The organism is Mycobacterium asiaticum (assembly GCF_001673315.1).
GTDB classification, from domain to species: domain Bacteria; phylum Actinomycetota; class Actinomycetes; order Mycobacteriales; family Mycobacteriaceae; genus Mycobacterium; species Mycobacterium asiaticum_B.
In genome coordinates this window covers 1-15,486 of sequence record NZ_LZLQ01000091.1, presented here as the reverse complement: position 1 = coordinate 15,486, position 15,486 = coordinate 1, and the positions used below count along the sequence as shown (strand labels likewise).

Below are 15,486 nucleotides of genomic sequence, written 5' to 3'. Positions count from 1 at the left end.
CGAAATGGTGTTGGCTTGCCCGATAGGCTGACGCGATGCGACCCGCATTGTCCGATTACCAGCATGTGGCCAGCGGCAAAGTTCGCGAGATATACCGCGTCGACGACAGCCACCTGCTGCTGGTCGCCAGCGACCGGATCTCGGCGTACGACTACATCCTGGACAGCACGATCCCGGATAAGGGCCGCATTCTGACCGCGATGAGCGTGTTCTTCTTCGGTCTCGTGGACGCTCCCAACCACCTGGCCGGACCACCCGACGATCCCCGTATCCCGGAGGAAGTGCTTGGTCGCGCGCTGGTGGTGCAGCAACTGGACATGCTTCCCGTGGAATGCGTGGCCCGTGGGTATTTGACCGGGTCGGGACTGCTGGACTATCAGGCGACCGGAAAAGTCTGCGGCATTGCGTTGCCGCCTGGGTTGGTCGAAGCCAGCAAGTTCGAGACACCGCTGTTCACCCCGGCCACCAAAGCCGAACTGGGCGACCACGACGAGAACATCTCGTTCGACCGGGTGACGGAGATGGTCGGCGAAGAGCGTGCCGACCAGTTGCGCGAGCACACCTTGCAGATCTATGTGCAGGCCGCCGACCACGCCCTGAGGAAGGGAATCATCATCGCCGACACCAAGTTTGAGTTTGGTACCGACCGCGACGGGCAGCTGGTGCTGGCTGACGAGATCTTCACGCCGGACTCCTCGCGGTATTGGCCGGCCGACGAATACCGGCCCGGTGTGGTGCAGACGAGCTTTGACAAGCAGTTCGTGCGCAACTGGCTCACCAGCCCGGCTTCGGGCTGGGACCGCCACGGCAGTCAATCGCCGCCGCCGTTGCCCGACGACATCGTTGATGCCACGCGCGGGCGTTACATCGATGCCTACGAGTGGATCTCGGGTCTGAGTTTCGACGACTGGATCGGCCCGCGAGCATGACCGACAACCTCGTGCCGCCGGAGGCCAAGCGGGTGGATACCCGACGGGAGCACCATGGCGACGTGTTCATCGACCCCTACGAGTGGTTGCGGCAGAAGGACAACCCCGAAGTCATCGCCTACCTTGAGGCCGAGAACGACTACTCCGACCAGCTGACGGCGCATCTGGAACCGTTGCGTCAGAAGATCTTCGACGAAATCAAGGCTCGCACGAAAGAGACCGACCTGTCAGTGCCGACCCGGCGCGGCGACTGGTGGTATTACGTCCGTACCTTCGAGGGGAAGCAGTACGGGGTAATGTGCCGTTGTCCGGTTGCCGATCCCGGCGACTGGAACCCGCCTCGCTTCGCCGAACACACCGAGATTCCCGGTGAACAGGTTTTGCTCGACGAGAACGTCGAAGCCGAAGGCCACGACTTCTTCGCGTTGGGCGCCGCCGCCGTCAGTCTCGACGCGAATCTGTTGGCATACTCCGTCGATGTAGTGGGTGACGAGCGATACACACTGCGATTCAAGGACTTACGCACCGGAGAACGGTATCCAGACGAGATCGCCGGCATTGGCGCGGGCGCGACCTGGGCGGCCGACAACCGCACCGTCTATTACATCACCGTGGACGAAGCGTGGCGTCCGGATACGGTCTGGCGTTATCGACTGGGCTCGGGCGGATCGTCCGAGCGGGTGTATCACGAACCGGACGAACGCTTCTGGCTCGGGGTGGGACGCACCCGCAGCGACGCCTACGTGCTGATCGGGGCGGGATCATCGATCACTTCGGAAGTCCGTTACGCTGACGCCACCGACTCCGACGCCGAGTTCACTGTGGTGCTGCCCCGCCGGGAAGGTGTCGAATACTCGGTGGAGCATGCGGTGCACGCCGGGCAGGACCGATTCCTGATCCTGCACAACGACGGAGCGGTGAACTTCACGCTGGTGGAAGCTCCGGTCGGCACGCCCACGCAACAGCGGGTGCTTATCCCGCCTCGCGACGACGTCCGGCTGGACGGCGTGGATGCCTTTGCCAATCACCTGGTAGTCAGCTATCGACGCGAGGCGTTGCCGCGGATTCAATTGTGGCCGTTGAGTTCTGATGGCGAGTATGGCGAGCCGGAAGAAATCACGTTCGACACTGAGCTGATGTCCGCGGGGCTGGGTGCCAACCCGAACTGGGACCCAGTCAAACTGCGGGTGGGCGCGGGATCGTTCGTCACTCCGGTGCGGGTCTACGACCTCGATCTGGTGACGGGGGAGCGCACCCTCTTGAAAGAGCAGCCGGTGCTCGGCGGCTACCGGCGCGAGGACTATGTCGAGCGCCGCGATTGGGCGCAGGCGGAAGACGGTGCCCGGGTGCCGATTTCGATCGTGCACAAGGCAGGTATTGACTTCCCCGCTCCGGTGCTGGTGTACGGATACGGCGCCTATGAGATCTGTGAAGATCCGCGGTTCTCAATTGCGCGGTTGTCACTGCTGGACCGTGGCATGGTGTTCGTCACCGCCCATGTCCGCGGTGGCGGCGAGATGGGCCGTCTGTGGTACGAGCACGGCAAGCTGTTGGAGAAGAAGAACTCCTTCACCGACTTCATCGCGGTCGCAAGGCATCTCATCGACACCGGGCTGACCCGACCAGAACATCTGGTCGCTCTCGGCGGCAGCGCCGGCGGCCTGCTGGTGGGCGCGGTGGCCAACATGGCACCGGAGCTGTTCGCCGGAATACTGGCACAGGTGCCGTTCGTCGACCCGTTGACCACCATCCTCGACCCGACCTTGCCATTGACCGTCACCGAATGGGACGAGTGGGGAAACCCGTTGAGCGACAGTGATGTCTACGCTTACATGAAGTCTTATTCGCCGTATGAGAACGTCGCTGACCGGAAGTACCCGGCCATCTTGGCGATGACGTCTTTGAACGACGCTCGGGTCTATTACGTCGAACCGGCGAAGTGGGTTGCAGCGTTGCGGCACGCGAACACTGACGGTAATCCGGTGTTGCTGAAGACCCAGATGAACGCCGGTCACGGCGGGATCAGCGGCCGCTACGAGCGCTGGAAGGAAACCGCCTTCCAGTACTCATGGCTGCTGGACACCGCTGGCGCCGGGCAAGATTAGCGCGGTCAAGTCTCGCCCCGGTTGTTCGTAGCCCTCGTTCGTAGCCGTCGTCAAGCACCGACGGCGACCACGGCGGCCGCGGCCAGGAAGATGGCTTCCTCGACGCTGCGCGTGGACAATCGCGTCGTCATCGATTTCGGCGGATTGGGCATCCGCGCGGCGTAGACGTTGGCCGGGAACATCGCCAGCATCAGCACCAGCAGAGAAAGTGCCGCCGCGGCCCGGGTGCTGGGGAACAGCAGGGCCGCGGCGCCCATCAGTTCCAGCACCCCGCTGAGGGTGACCAGCAGATCCGGCGCGGGCAGCCGGGGTGGAACGATCGCGATCAGATCGCGCCGTAGCGGCGGCGCGAAGTGCGCTATCCCGGTGAGAGCGAACATGCCCGCCAATCCGACGGCGACCGCGCTCGGCCAGTCGCTCACGTAGTCGATGCCGCACCGGCCGGCGAGCCGGGAAAGGCCGATACCGAGTATCAGGGTGATCAGGGGAGCCATGGCGTCCTCCACAAACTTGACAGTGACAAGATCTCGTGTGACTTTAAAGCCGGAATCTAGCCAGTGTCAAGTTTGGGTTGTAGGGTGGCGCCATGGGTCGGCCCAGCTATCACCACGGCGCTTTGCGCGATGCGATCCTGAACGAAGCCGCGCGGCTGGTCGCTGAGCGCGGCGCGGACCGGGTCTCGCTTCGTGAGCTGGCCCGGGACGCAGGGGTGTCACACGCCGCGCCCGCGCACCATTTCACCGATCGGAGAGGCCTCTTCACCGCGCTTGCAGCACAGGGCTTTCGGCGGTTGGCCGCGGTTCTTCAGGACGCACGCCCGCAGTTCTCCGACGCGGCGCTGGCCTACGTAAGGTTCGCTCTCGATAATCCCGGCCACTACCAGGTGATGTTCAACAAATCGTTGGTCGACGCGACCGACGCCGACCTCGCCGCTGCCGAGGCGGCGGCAGCTACCGAGCTGTTCCGCGGGGTGGCGACGTTGCATGACCCGCGAGCACAGGCGGACCCGTCGGGCGCGGCCTTGGCGGCTTGGTCACTGGTACATGGCTTTTCAACCCTATGGCTCAACGATGCGGTGAACGCCGACGTGCAGTCGGCCGACCCGATGGACGCTGTCCGGCGGATCGCGACGATGCTCTTCGAGAACTAAGCCGGCGGCGTCTTCGGCAGGAACGCCGCCGGAATGAGCGTCGCAGCCACCACCACGACGGCGATCGCCAGAATCAGGGTGTAGGCGTGTGACAGGTCGTGTAGCAGATTGACGGCAAACCCAGGGTCGCGCGTCCGCTGCGGTACGGCCGAGGGGTCCAGAGGCACGCCGCGCCGGGCGGCTTCCTGATCGAGCCGTGCCAGTTGGTTCGCGGCGACGATGTTCTCGCTCCGGTTGAACTGGCTGGTCAGCACCATCGACATGAGTGCAGTCCCAATCGAGCCGCCGACTTGCAGGTTCACACTGATCAACGTCGAGCCCCTGGCAATCTCGTGCGGAGCCAGTGTCTGAACCGATGCTCCCGAGAGCGGCATCATCGTGCAACCGGTGCCCATCCCCATGATGGCCAGGCCTACCAGCAACATCGGTAGGTAACCGGACTGTCGGGCGACCCCGAGGGTGAAGATCCCCAACCCCAGCGCGATGAGCGTGATGCCAAACAGCACACACTTCCCGGGGCCCTTTCGGTCCATGAAGCGACCGGCAAACGGCATGGTCAGCATGGCGCCGAGTCCTTGGGGAATCAGGTGCACCCCGGATTGCATCGGCGTCTGGTGCCAGACCTGCTGCAGGTAACTCGGGAGCAGCAGCACCGAACCGAAGAATGCGACCGCAAACAGAAATGCGGTCACATTGGCGTGCGTGACCACCGGATTCTTAAAGAGTCGCAGATCGATGAGCGGATGATCCGCCCGATGCAGGGCATGCACCACGAACGCAGAGATGAATCCGAGGCCGATGATCACCGGAAGCACGACGTCGCGATCGGCCAGGGTGCCCTCGCCCGGTATCGACGACACCCCGAACAGAAAGATCGCCAGGCCTGGTGAGAGCAGCAGCACCCCGACGGCATCGAAGGTCTCCGACGGGGTGGGTTGGTCCCGGGGGAATATCGCCAGCGCGAGGAGGAATGCGCACAGCCCGAACGGCAGGTTGATCAAGAAGATCCACGGCCAGCTGAATGAGCTGATCAGCCAGCCACCCAGGATTGGTCCGCCGATCGGGCCGAGCAGCATCGGAATGCCCAGCACGGACATCAGGCGGCCCAGCCGCTTCGGGCCCGCCACCCGGGTCAGGATCATGAATCCCATCGGCATCAGCATGCCGCCGCACATACCTTGAACGGCGCGAAAGACGTTCAACAGCAGAATGTTTGGCGCCAGAGCACACAACAGCGAACCGGCCATGAATGCCACCACCGAGCCCATCCACAGCCGTTTGGTGCCAAACCGGTCTGCCGCCCAGCCCGCTATCGGGATGACGGTGGCCAGCGCAAGCGTGTAGCCGGTCATCGTCCAACCCACCACCGCCTGCGTCGACTCGAACTCGGCAATGAAGGTTCGCTGCGCGACACTGACCACCGTGGTGTCCAGCGCCATCATGAACGAGGCGAGAATGCACACCCCGGCAATGCGCAACGTGGCGGCATCCAGCTTGTCCGGATAGTCAGGCGGGCTCGACTGCTCGGTAACGGCGGTGGGTGACGCTTCGTTGGTCGAAACGGGAAATGCCTTCTCCATGGCGTTGCTGAGCATATCTACACAAGCCTCTGGCCAGTGACACTGGGACCGCTGCTGGACGTCTGCCGTCCGCGTGTCCGTCACCGTCCAGACATCTGCGATCGGCAAACTACAAACGTGTCTGGAAACGTGTCTGGAAAGTTGATCGTGTCTGTCTCCGGTATCGGTGAGCACACCCTGCCCGAGGTAAATGATTTCTGCGCGCAGATGGATGCCCGTTCGGTCCCGGTCTCGCTACTGGTGGCACCGCGGCTGGGCAACGGCTACCGGCTCGACCGCGACCCGCAGACCGTCGACTGGCTCACCGAGCGGCGACGCGGCGGCGACGCGCTGGTGTTGCACGGCTATGACGAGGCGGCGACGAAGAAGCGGCGGGGCGAATTCGCGACCCTGCACGCGCACGAGGCAAACCTGCGCCTGATGGCCGCCGACCGGGTACTCGAGCACCTGGGCCTGCGTACCCGCCTCTTCGCGGCGCCGGGTTGGCTGGTCTCACCCGGGGTGGTCAAGACGCTGCCCCGCAACGGCTTTCGGCTCCTGGCCGATACCTACGGGGTGACCGATCTGGTCCGCAACACCACGGTGCGGGCCCGGGTACTGGGCATCGGCGAAGGATTCCTGGCCGAGCCCTGGTGGTGCCGGATGGTGGTTATGTCCGCCGACCGCATCGCCCGCCGCCACGGGGTGGTCCGTATCGCGGTGGCCGCCCGTCATCTGCGCAAGTCCGGGCCGCGGCAAGCCATGCTCGACGCCGTCGACCTGGCATTGCTGCAGCAGTGTGCACCCGCCGTGTACAACTGGCGGTCCAGCAAAGCGATACTCGACGCCGCTTAACGCCCGGGGATCGTCACCGCAGGGGTGGCACTAGCGTGGTCCGGCATGAGCGATGCGAGTCCGGGTCTCGACAAATTCCACGACGTCATCATTGTTGGGGCCGGCCTGTCGGGTCTTGTTGCAGCTTGCGAACTGGTGGACCGGGGTTTGCGCGTGCTCATCGTGGATCAGGAGAACAGCGCCAACGTCGGCGGGCAAGCGTTCTGGTCGTTCGGCGGACTGTTCTTCGTGAACAGCCCCGAGCAGCGTCGGTTAGGCGTCCGCGACAGCCACGAACTCGCCTTGCAAGATTGGCTCGGGACGGCGGCGTTCGATCGGCCGGAGGACTACTGGCCCGAGCAGTGGGCGCACGCTTATGTCGACTTCGCCGCCAATGAGAAACGCAGTTGGTTGCGGGCCCGCGGCCTGAAGATCTTCCCGGTTGTCGGCTGGGCGGAACGAGGCGGTTACGACGCTCAGGGCCACGGGAATTCGGTGCCGCGGTTCCACGTCACCTGGGGGACCGGACCTGCCCTCGTGGAGATCTTCGCCCGGCAACTCCGCAACCGGCCCAACGTGCGGTTCGCGCATCGGCATCAGGTCGACAGGCTGATTGTCGAGGGCGATGCCGTGACCGGCGTACGGGGCACAGTCCTGGAACGATCCGACGAGCCGCGGGGCGCGCCTTCGTCGCGAAAGAGTGTCGGCAAGTTCGAATTTCGCGCCTCCGCGGTGATCGTGACCAGCGGTGGCATCGGCGGCAACCACGATCTGGTGCGCAAGAACTGGCCGCGGCGGATGGGCCGCGCTCCGAAGCAATTGCTCAGTGGCGTGCCGGCCCATGTCGATGGCCGGATGATCGGTGTCGCACAGAAGGTCGGCGCGCGAGTGATCAACCCGGACCGGATGTGGCATTACACCGAAGGCATCACCAATTACGACCCGATCTGGCCGCGCCACGGCATCCGGATCATCCCCGGTCCCTCGTCGCTGTGGCTGGACGGAGCCGGCAACCGATTGCCCGTTCCGCTCTATCCCGGGTTCGACACCCTGGGGACGTTGGAACACATCGTGACCACCGGCTATGACTACACCTGGTTCGTGTTGAACGCCAAGATCATTGAGAAGGAGTTCGCGCTTTCCGGCCAGGAGCAGAATCCTGACCTGACCGGGCAGAGTCTGCGTCAACTGATTCGGGCGCGCGCCAGCTCGGGCCCGCCGGGACCGGTGCAAGCGTTCGTCGACCGAGGGGTGGATTTCGTCACCGGCAATTCCGTGGCTGAGCTGGTAGACGCGATGAACGGACTTCCCGGTGTGGCACCCCTGGACTACGAGACCGTCGCAGCGGCGGTGCTGGCTCGGGATCGCGAGGTCGCTAACAAATTCACCAAAGACGGTCAGATCACTGCCATTCGAGCAGCCCGCCGCTACCGAGGCGACCGGCTGGGCCGCGTGGTGGCGCCGCATCGGCTGGTGGACCCGAAGGCGGGGCCGCTGATCGCGGTCAAGTTGCATATCCTGACCCGAAAGACGTTGGGCGGCATCGAGACCGACCTGGACTCACGCGTACTCAAGGCCGACGGGACGCCGATCACCGGCCTGTACGCGGCCGGGGAGGTAGCCGGCTTCGGCGGTGGTGGCATGCATGGTTACCGGGCCTTGGAAGGTACCTTTCTCGGCGGCTGCATCTTCTCCGGCAGGGCCGCAGGCCGCGGCGCCGCCTCCGATATCACCTAGATGAAGCAGCCGAGCAGACGCAAAATCGCACGTTTGGATCCAGAATTGGACGATTCTGCGTCTGCTCGCGAGGGAGCCGTGTTTAGAAAGTGACCCCGTCCTCCTCGGGCAGCACCTGAAAGTCGGCGGTCGTCATCTCGCTGAGCCGGCTGTAATAGATGCCGCGCGCGTCGGGAGCCACGATCCCCTGGTGGATGGGCACCGCCCGCTCCGGAGCCACCGCGCGCAGATAGTCGACTGCCTCGGAGATCTTCATCCACGGGGCCGCAGCGGGCGTGGCCAACACGTCTACCGGCTCGTCGGGAACGAACAGCGCATCACCGGGGTGCATCAGTCTGGCCTGGTGTTCACCGTCGCCAACCAGATACGAAATGTTCTCTATCACAGGGATTTCCGGGTGTATCACGGCGTGCCGTCCGCCGACGGCGCGGATGGTCACCGACCCGACAGACAGTTCGTCGCCGACATGCACCACCCGGCACGGTTCACCCAGCTGGGCGGTGGTCTCTGCGTCGGCGTACAGCGCAGCCTTCGGGTTGCCCTCCAGCAGGGCCGGCAATCGGGATACGTCGACGTGGTCTGGGTGCTGATGGGTCACCAGGATCGCGGACAGACCGGTGATCCCCTCGAAACCGTGGGCGAAGCTGCCGGGGTCGAAGAGGATCTTGGTCTCGCCGAACTCGGCGAGGAGACATGAATGCCCGAAATGCGTCAATTGCATGTCTACGATTGTGCCCTGATGGGGGCCGTCCAGCTGCGGGTGTTTGTGGTGACCATGATGGTCGCCGGTACTTTCGCGATCGCGCTGATCGCACCGACCCCGGCGCGGGCGGAACCGGAGACCTGCCCCCCGGTGTGCGACCAGATTCCCAACAGCGCGTGGATCCAGCGGACCTCGGTCCCGCTGAACGGGGTGTACCGGTGGCCAGACCTCTCTAGTGCTAGCGGCGCAGTGACCGGAACGACGCCGCAGTTCAAGTTCGAGCAGGTGTGCGCCACTCCCACGTTTTCGCAGGACAGCCGCGATTTTTCGGTGGCCGCCCGTGCGGTGGTGGCGCGCCCGGACGGGCAGTGGCAGGTCCAAGCCCAAATCCTGCACTGGCGTGGGGACACCGCCCGTGGCGGCGCACTGGCCGGGTCGGTGTTCGCCGCCGCCGTGGCCGCGCTACGAGCCTGTCAACTGGGTGCCCCCGCCCAGTCGCCCTCGATCACCGACGACGAACCGACCCGCATGGCCGCCGTCATCAGCGGGCCGGTCATCGTGCACACCTACCTGGTGGCCCACGTTGCGAGCAGTACCATCAGCGAGCTCACACTGTGGTCGGCGGGAGCGCCGCAGGTGGCCTGGCCGGTGATTTCCGACGCCGCCGTGCTGGATGCCATGACCGCGCCACTGTGCGACGCATACATCGCCTCATGCCCGTGATAGCGCACTGGCACAAGATCTTTCGAGTGATGAGACGCCATGATCAGCGTTGACGTGCTGTTCAGCGCGGCCACCCACCCGTGGCCGGAGCTACGCGACAAGGTGTTGCGAGCCGAGGGCGACGGCTTCAACAGGGCGTGGGTGTTCGACCACCTTTCCGGTGCGATGCTCTCGGGCACCCGGATGCTGGAATGCTTCACGCTGGCCGGCGCGCTCTCCGCGGTCACGTCGACGATCGGTATCGGCACCCTGGTGGTGAACGCGGCCAACCGTCCCGCGGGGGTGACGGTGGCCGCGGCCGCTTCGCTGCAAGAACTCAGCGGCGGACGCTTCGTGTTCGGACTCGGTGCGGGCGCGTCGCCCGCCAGCCCATGGTCCCGGGAACACGACTTGGTGGGCATCCCGCTCAGTGCCTCGGTGCGGACGCGACACCAACACCTGATCGACGTGCTCGACCTGTGTGATGCCCAGTGGCGCCCGGATCGGGACCCGAAATGGGCCGGTTTCCCGTTACCGTCGCCACCGCCACCGGTGTTGCTGGGTGTCAACAGCACCGCATTGGCCAGGGTCGCCGGGCGGCGCTGCGACGCGCTGAACGTGCACCTCGACAATCCCCGGATCGACGAGTTCTTCGATGCGGCACGCGCGGCGCGCGCCGAGTCCCCGCGAGCGGACACGCGTCTGGTGCTCAACGCCTGGACGCCGCTCAGCCAGGCCGCGCTCGATCCCGACGGCCCGGCGCACCGTCGCATCGCCGCCCTCGGTGGGGACGGGCTGATCCTGGTTGCCGACTCGTCCCGCTAACTCCCACGGCCGTCGATCGCCGGTAGAGTTGGCGCCGACCTGTTGCCCGCGCTCGCGTCGCCGGGCGGGGTCGACCAATTTGAGGAGGAGTGCGGTGGCCCGGGTGGTCGTGCATGTGATGCCCAAAGCCGAGATCCTCGACCCGCAGGGTCAGGCGATCGTCGGTGCCCTGGGACGGTTGGGACATTCCGGAATAACCGACGTCCGCCAAGGCAAGCGGTTCGAATTGGAGGTCGACGACTCCGTCGACGACGCCGCGCTGGCCGAGATTGCGGAATCGCTCTTAGCGAACACCGTCATCGAAGATTGGACGATCAGCAGGGAGCCGCGGTGACCGCTCGCATCGGCGTCATCACCTTTCCCGGAACTCTTGACGATGTGGATGCCGCCCGCGCGGCGCGTCAGGTCGGCGCCGAAGCGGTCAGCCTGTGGCATGCGGACAGCGACTTGAAGGGCGTCGACGCCGTAGTCGTGCCGGGCGGCTTCTCCTACGGCGATTATCTGCGCGCGGGTGCGATCGCCAGGTTTGCTCCGGTGATGGGAGAAGTGGTCGCGGCCGCGAACCGCGGCATGCCGGTACTGGGTATCTGTAACGGCTTCCAGGTGCTCTGCGAGGCCGGTCTGCTGCCCGGTGCACTGACCCGCAACGCTGGGCTGCACTTCATCTGCCGCGATGTCTGGTTGCGCGTGTCGTCGACCTCAACGGCGTGGACTTCGCGCTTCGACTCCGATGCCGACCTGTTGATACCGCTGAAGTCCGGCGAGGGTCGCTACGTGGCCCCCAAGCAGGTGATCGAGCAACTGGAAGGTGACGGCCGCGTGGTTTTCCGTTACCACGACAACATCAACGGCTCGCTGCACGACATCGCCGGTATCAGCTCGGCCAACGGCCGTGTCGTCGGGCTGATGCCCCATCCCGAACACGCCATCGAACCGTTGACCGGCCCGTCCGACGACGGGCTGGGTCTGTTCTACTCGGCACTGGACGCGGTGCTGACCGCCTGAGCCCAGCTGGCTCACGCCGAAAGCGTCGCGTACTGTGCTGCGGTGCTTCGTAATTCGTCGAATGCCGCGCTGAGGGCGTCGGTCGCGTCGTGCGCATCCGTGAACGTCTGGTCATCGGTGAGTACCGCGATGCCCAGCTGGTCTGCGTAACTCCACACGGTGATGTTGACCGGTGCGCCCGGCGAGAGCACGCCGGTGGAATAGATTTCGCTGACCGGCGCGCCGCCGAGGTGGCCACGGCTACGCGGCCCCATCACGCTGGACACCGCCACATTCATCATCCGGTTCGACGACTGCCGGCCCAACCAGCGGAATGCCGCGGGTGCGAGCGCAGCCGGTAGATAGTTCATCAGGCGGCCGTAGAGGCGCGCGCCCATCATCTCGTGGTCTTCTTTGGCGATACGGGTGGCCAGCGCAACCAGTCGCACCCTTTCCACGGGATCGGCGATGTGGACCGGCAGCGACACCATCAGCCCGCTGATTTCGTTGCCCGAGACGCGGTCGGACTTGTCCGTGGCAGTCGGCACCGATGCGATGATCGGCCGATCGGCAACCCCGTCGTAGTCGAGTAGCAACGTCCGTAACCCGCCAGCGGCTATCGCCAGGATGAGATCGTTGATCGTCACGTCCAACTCGGCTGCGGTCGCTTTGACCTGGGCCAAAGACAGTGCGGCGCTAGCGAACCGCCGCACCGGGGACACCCGGTGATTGAGGAAGGTTGGGGGAGCGTCGAATTGGGCGGCCAAGTCAGGATGACGCCCCCGTTCCGCGGCGCGCCGATGCACCCTGGCCATCCCCACCGCGGCGTCCTTGATGAGTCGGGGCAGTTCGGCGAGCTGCCGCATGTGGTCGCGCACTGCAATTCGCACCAGCCCAGTGAAAGTCGTTGTAGGGCGGGCGGCGTCACCCGCGGTCGCATCGGTCAGGTCCATCGCACGCGCCAACAGGTTCGCCGATGCGACTCCGTCAGCCAATGAGTGGTGCACTTTGCCGATAACGGCGAACCGGTTGCCGGCCAATCCCTCGGCGAAGTGAAACTCCCACAGCGGTCGGCTGCGATCCAGCGGCGTGGAAGCAATCTCACCGATGACTTGGTCCAGCTCTCGGCGACCGCCCGGTGCCGGGATCTGAACCCGTCGAAGGTGGTAGTCCAGATCGACATCGGAGCCTTCCAGCCACATCGGGTGATGGAGGCGGCCGGGGACATCAAGGAGGCGGTAGCGCAACGGTTCCAGCACTCGCAGCTTGCGGCGCAGATGCGCCCGGAAGTTCTCGAACCCGAAGTCGAGGCCGGACGCGTCCATGACAGCCACTTTCAAAGTGTGGGTGTGCAGATTCGGCGTCTCGCTGTAGAGCAGCATCGCGTCCATGCCGTTGAGTCTTTTCATGCGGCACCCGCTTTCAGCCCAGAATGGGCAGTCGGCGCTGCGCGGCCAGGCGGTCGAGCGCCTCCTGCATGACCGCGCGGACATGGGCGTCTACCTCGGCGATGTCGGGATCCTCACCGAACTCGGCGATTACGTCGATCGGCTCGAGTACCTCGGTCACCACCTTGGCCGGTAGCGGCAGGTTGGGCGGGAACAGCACGCTCAGGCCGAACGGGAAACCGAAACTGATCGGCAGGATGTCCATGCGCGCCTTGCTCAGTCCCAGCCGTCGGGCCAACCAGTTGCCGCGGGTGAGGAACAGCTGGGTTTCCTGAGCGCCGATCGACACCGTCGGAACAATGGGAACTCCGGCCTCGATGGCCGTCCGAACGTAACCAGTGCGTCCGTTGAAGTCGATGGTGTTCGCACCAAGCGTAGGTCGGTAGGAGTCATAGTCCCCGCCCGGAAACACCAACACAAGCGCGCCGGAGTGCAACGCCGCGGCGGCATTTTCCCGGCTCGCCTCGATCACCCCGAGGCGCCGCAGCCAGCCGTCGAGCGGCCCGAGGAACAGACCGTCGTGGCCGAGCGTGTAGACCGGTCGGTCGTAGCCGAACGCCTCGTAATAGGCCGGCGAGAAGATGAATACGTCCGGGGTGAACATGCCACCGGAATGGTTGGACACCACCAGGGCGCCGCCGGCCGCCGGGATCTTGTCCAGGTTCCGGACCTCGGCGCGGTGCCACAGCTTGATGGTGGGCGCCACGGTGTCGATTACTTGCTTGGTGAACCCGGGGTCCCATTTGGCGACTTCCGAGTTGTTGCTGGTTGCAGCTTTCATGGCTTCTCCGATGTCTGTGTGCCCGCTTGTGATGAGGATTACCCATTCGGGCCTCTCTACATCCGTAGAGGATATGCTACTCTCAAAATAAGAGAATGTCATTATCCTAACTGTGGCATACCGCACACGAAGCGAGTGCAGGGAGACATCGATGAGTGAAAAAGTATTGGTTACAGGGGGTTTCGGGCTCGTTGGATCACAGACCGTACGTCGGCTGGTGGCCGACGGGCATTACGTCGTAGCGACCGATCTGGGCACTGCGGCGCAGCGCAAGGCGGCCAGCGCACTACCTACCGGCGTCGAAGCGCGCTGGGTGAACCTGACCGATGCGGACGCGGTCGCGAGCTTGGTGGCGGAGACAGCACCGACGGTGATCATCCACCTGGCGGCGGTGATCCCGCCGGTCATCTACGGGCAGGCCGAACTGGCGCGTCGGGTGAATGTGGACGCGACGGAGTCACTCCTTCGTGCCGCCGAATCCTGCCTTCGTCCGCCACGGTTCATTCAAGCCTCGAGCAATGCCGTACACGGTGCCCGCAATCCGCACCGCCACCCCGGATTACTTACCGAGGACACTCCGGTGGCGCCCTCTGACCTGTACGGAGCGCACAAGGCCGAGGCGGAATACCACGTCCGGAGTTCCGCTCTGGGGTGGGTGATCTTGCGGTTGGGCGGGGTGATGAGTGTCGACCCGGGCGCCATGCCCTTCACCTTTGACGCATTGTTCTTCGAAAGCGCCCTGCCCACCGACGGGCGCATGCACAGTGTCGACGTGCGCGACGTTGCTGCCGCATTCGCCGCGGCCACCAGCGCTTCCGCGAACGACGTCGCGGGCGAGACCTTCCTGGTCGCCGGCGACGAGTCACACCGCCTTCGGCAGGGGGAGGTCGGCGCCGCCCTGGCCGCCACCCGGGGTCTTGTCGACGTCCTGCCCGGTGGCCGCCCCGGAGATCCCGAAAGCGACGAGGATTGGTTCGTCACCGACTGGATGGACACCGGCCATGCTCAACAGGTGCTGTCGTTCCAGCACCACACCTGGCCCGACATGCTTGCGGAGATGCGGGCCGCGGCGGGTTGGCGACGTTATCCCATGGGGTTGGTCGCACCGCTTGCCCGACGGTTACTCAAGCGACGTGCCGCTTACCGGAATACCCCCGGTCAATACGCCGACCCGTGGGGCGCTATTCGTGCCAGGCTCGGGGAACCGCGGCCGGACCAGGTCTTGGCGGGACGCTTGAACTAGCCGCTAGCCGGCGTCGCGAAGCAACGGCGGTGACGGCAGGTCCGCGGCAACGGTCAATTGGTTGAAGAGTTCGCTCGCCGCGGCGGTGACTCGGTCGGTGAACGTCGCGAATTCGGCAAAGGTGATACGCGCCTCGATCCAGCGTGACTGTTCGGCGGCGACGCCGATGCGTCGCGGGTCGGACGAGCCATGCACGATCGCGGTGACGTCGTCGCTTTGTTCGTTCCACATCTCGGCGAACCGCGACAAGCGGGCATGGTCGTCTGCTGGGAAGAAGCATGCGGGCGACACGTGGATGGTGAACACGTCTGGCTGCAGCAGCGGGATCTCGAGGTGGACGTGCAGACGGCGATTGGTGTCGAGTACGAAGAAGAACTCACCGTCGTGCCGGCCGCGGAAGTACCGCCGCCCCCGGGAACACAGGTAGCGCTCAATCAGACTGGTACTCAGTGGCTCGCCTAACGGCTCGGTCATGGTACCCATGCT

16 protein-coding genes are annotated in these 15,486 nt (G+C 65.0%); 10 read left to right on the top strand and 6 right to left on the bottom strand.

Annotated features, from left to right (window positions below; translation table 11 throughout):
* Positions 1-35 precede the first annotated feature (35 nt).
* Together A5636_RS14120 and A5636_RS14115 are read left to right on the top strand one after the other, a co-directional pair.
* Complete coding sequence (locus A5636_RS14120; RefSeq protein ID WP_065159266.1) at positions 36-929, top strand: phosphoribosylaminoimidazolesuccinocarboxamide synthase; 894 nt, start codon at positions 36-38, stop codon at positions 927-929.
* Entirely contained in the window at positions 926-3,034 is a 2,109-nt protein-coding gene (locus A5636_RS14115; protein WP_065159265.1) for a S9 family peptidase, read from the top strand. Before A5636_RS14120 ends, A5636_RS14115 begins: the two co-directional genes overlap by 4 nt.
* A gap of 50 nt (positions 3,035-3,084) precedes the next feature.
* Here A5636_RS14115 and A5636_RS14110 read toward each other — a convergent pair whose 3' ends face one another.
* Positions 3,085-3,528, bottom strand: coding sequence for a DoxX family protein (locus tag A5636_RS14110; RefSeq protein ID WP_065159291.1), 444 nt, complete (start codon positions 3,526-3,528; stop codon positions 3,085-3,087).
* 92 nt (positions 3,529-3,620) lie between these two features.
* Here A5636_RS14110 and A5636_RS14105 point away from each other — a divergent pair, with 92 nt between their 5' ends.
* On the top strand, positions 3,621-4,184 hold the full coding sequence (locus tag A5636_RS14105) for a TetR/AcrR family transcriptional regulator (protein WP_065159264.1): 564 nt from the start codon (positions 3,621-3,623) through the stop codon (positions 4,182-4,184).
* On the opposite strand, the gene A5636_RS14100 is transcribed toward A5636_RS14105, so the two are convergent.
* Positions 4,181-5,779 (bottom strand): DHA2 family efflux MFS transporter permease subunit, encoded by a 1,599-nt coding sequence (locus A5636_RS14100; protein ID WP_065159263.1) that lies wholly within the window; start codon positions 5,777-5,779, stop codon positions 4,181-4,183. The genes A5636_RS14105 and A5636_RS14100 overlap by 4 nt on opposite strands.
* 114 nt (positions 5,780-5,893) lie before the next feature.
* On the opposite strand from A5636_RS14100, the gene A5636_RS14095 reads away from it, so the two are divergent.
* Entirely contained in the window at positions 5,894-6,598 is a 705-nt protein-coding gene (locus A5636_RS14095; protein WP_065159262.1) for a DUF2334 domain-containing protein, read from the top strand.
* A 45-nt stretch (positions 6,599-6,643) separates the two neighbouring features.
* Positions 6,644-8,314: an FAD-binding dehydrogenase gene (locus A5636_RS14090; protein ID WP_065159261.1), complete on the top strand. Its 1,671-nt coding sequence runs from the start codon at positions 6,644-6,646 to the stop codon at positions 8,312-8,314.
* An 82-nt stretch (positions 8,315-8,396) separates the two neighbouring features.
* Here the strand turns inward: A5636_RS14090 and A5636_RS14085 are convergent, their stop codons facing one another.
* Positions 8,397-9,035, bottom strand: coding sequence for an MBL fold metallo-hydrolase (locus A5636_RS14085; RefSeq protein ID WP_065159260.1), 639 nt, complete (start codon positions 9,033-9,035; stop codon positions 8,397-8,399).
* Here A5636_RS14085 and A5636_RS14080 point away from each other — a divergent pair.
* The 4 genes from A5636_RS14080 to purQ all read left to right on the top strand — a co-directional run bounded on the left by A5636_RS14080 (position 9,012) and on the right by purQ (position 11,549).
* Positions 9,012-9,740 (top strand): ATPase, encoded by a 729-nt coding sequence (locus tag A5636_RS14080; protein WP_172827236.1) that lies wholly within the window; start codon positions 9,012-9,014, stop codon positions 9,738-9,740. The genes A5636_RS14085 and A5636_RS14080 overlap by 24 nt on opposite strands.
* Before the next feature lie 39 nt (positions 9,741-9,779).
* On the top strand, positions 9,780-10,544 hold the full coding sequence (locus A5636_RS14075; protein WP_065159258.1) for an LLM class flavin-dependent oxidoreductase: 765 nt from the start codon (positions 9,780-9,782) through the stop codon (positions 10,542-10,544).
* A gap of 94 nt (positions 10,545-10,638) precedes the next feature.
* Complete coding sequence (gene purS, locus A5636_RS14070) at positions 10,639-10,878, top strand: phosphoribosylformylglycinamidine synthase subunit PurS (RefSeq protein WP_065159257.1); 240 nt, start codon at positions 10,639-10,641, stop codon at positions 10,876-10,878.
* Positions 10,875-11,549, top strand: coding sequence for a phosphoribosylformylglycinamidine synthase subunit PurQ (gene purQ, locus A5636_RS14065; RefSeq protein WP_065159256.1), 675 nt, complete (start codon positions 10,875-10,877; stop codon positions 11,547-11,549). The genes purS and purQ overlap by 4 nt, the downstream gene beginning before the upstream one ends.
* Positions 11,550-11,560: 11 nt before the next feature.
* Here purQ and A5636_RS14060 read toward each other — a convergent pair whose 3' ends face one another.
* A complete protein-coding gene (locus A5636_RS14060; RefSeq protein WP_155763814.1) occupies positions 11,561-12,937 on the bottom strand; it encodes a WS/DGAT/MGAT family O-acyltransferase in 1,377 nt (458 codons plus the stop codon).
* 13 nt (positions 12,938-12,950) lie between these two features.
* Positions 12,951-13,757 (bottom strand): lysophospholipid acyltransferase family protein, encoded by an 807-nt coding sequence (locus A5636_RS14055; protein WP_065159255.1) that lies wholly within the window; start codon positions 13,755-13,757, stop codon positions 12,951-12,953.
* 151 nt (positions 13,758-13,908) lie between these two features.
* Between A5636_RS14055 and A5636_RS14050 the strand changes: the two genes are divergently transcribed.
* A complete protein-coding gene (locus A5636_RS14050; protein ID WP_065159254.1) occupies positions 13,909-15,000 on the top strand; it encodes an NAD-dependent epimerase/dehydratase family protein in 1,092 nt (363 codons plus the stop codon).
* 3 nt (positions 15,001-15,003) lie between these two features.
* Here the strand turns inward: A5636_RS14050 and A5636_RS14045 are convergent, their stop codons facing one another.
* Positions 15,004-15,483 carry a YbjN domain-containing protein gene (locus tag A5636_RS14045; protein ID WP_253900592.1) on the bottom strand — a complete coding sequence of 160 codons (480 nt, stop codon included), beginning with the start codon at positions 15,481-15,483 and terminating at the stop codon, positions 15,004-15,006.
* Positions 15,484-15,486 lie beyond the last annotated feature (3 nt).

Bases quoted from the DNA above. Each gene is read 5' to 3' on its own strand.
- A5636_RS14120 (WP_065159266.1), top strand. From the start codon at position 36: ATGCGACCCGCATTGTCCGATTACCAGCATGTGGCCAGCGGCAAAGTT.
- A5636_RS14115 (WP_065159265.1), top strand. From the start codon at position 926: ATGACCGACAACCTCGTGCCGCCGGAGGCCAAGCGGGTGGATACCCGA.
- A5636_RS14110 (WP_065159291.1), bottom strand. From the start codon at position 3,528: ATGGCTCCCCTGATCACCCTGATACTCGGTATCGGCCTTTCCCGGCTC.
- A5636_RS14105 (WP_065159264.1), top strand. From the start codon at position 3,621: ATGGGTCGGCCCAGCTATCACCACGGCGCTTTGCGCGATGCGATCCTG.
- A5636_RS14100 (WP_065159263.1), bottom strand. From the start codon at position 5,779: ATGCTCAGCAACGCCATGGAGAAGGCATTTCCCGTTTCGACCAACGAA.
- A5636_RS14090 (WP_065159261.1), top strand. From the start codon at position 6,644: ATGAGCGATGCGAGTCCGGGTCTCGACAAATTCCACGACGTCATCATT.
- A5636_RS14080 (WP_172827236.1), top strand. From the start codon at position 9,012: ATGCCCGAAATGCGTCAATTGCATGTCTACGATTGTGCCCTGATGGGG.
- A5636_RS14085 (WP_065159260.1), bottom strand. From the start codon at position 9,035: ATGCAATTGACGCATTTCGGGCATTCATGTCTCCTCGCCGAGTTCGGC.
- A5636_RS14075 (WP_065159258.1), top strand. From the start codon at position 9,780: ATGATCAGCGTTGACGTGCTGTTCAGCGCGGCCACCCACCCGTGGCCG.
- A5636_RS14060 (WP_155763814.1), bottom strand. From the start codon at position 12,937: ATGAAAAGACTCAACGGCATGGACGCGATGCTGCTCTACAGCGAGACG.
- A5636_RS14055 (WP_065159255.1), bottom strand. From the start codon at position 13,757: ATGAAAGCTGCAACCAGCAACAACTCGGAAGTCGCCAAATGGGACCCC.
- A5636_RS14050 (WP_065159254.1), top strand. From the start codon at position 13,909: ATGAGTGAAAAAGTATTGGTTACAGGGGGTTTCGGGCTCGTTGGATCA.
- A5636_RS14045 (WP_253900592.1), bottom strand. From the start codon at position 15,483: ATGGGTACCATGACCGAGCCGTTAGGCGAGCCACTGAGTACCAGTCTG.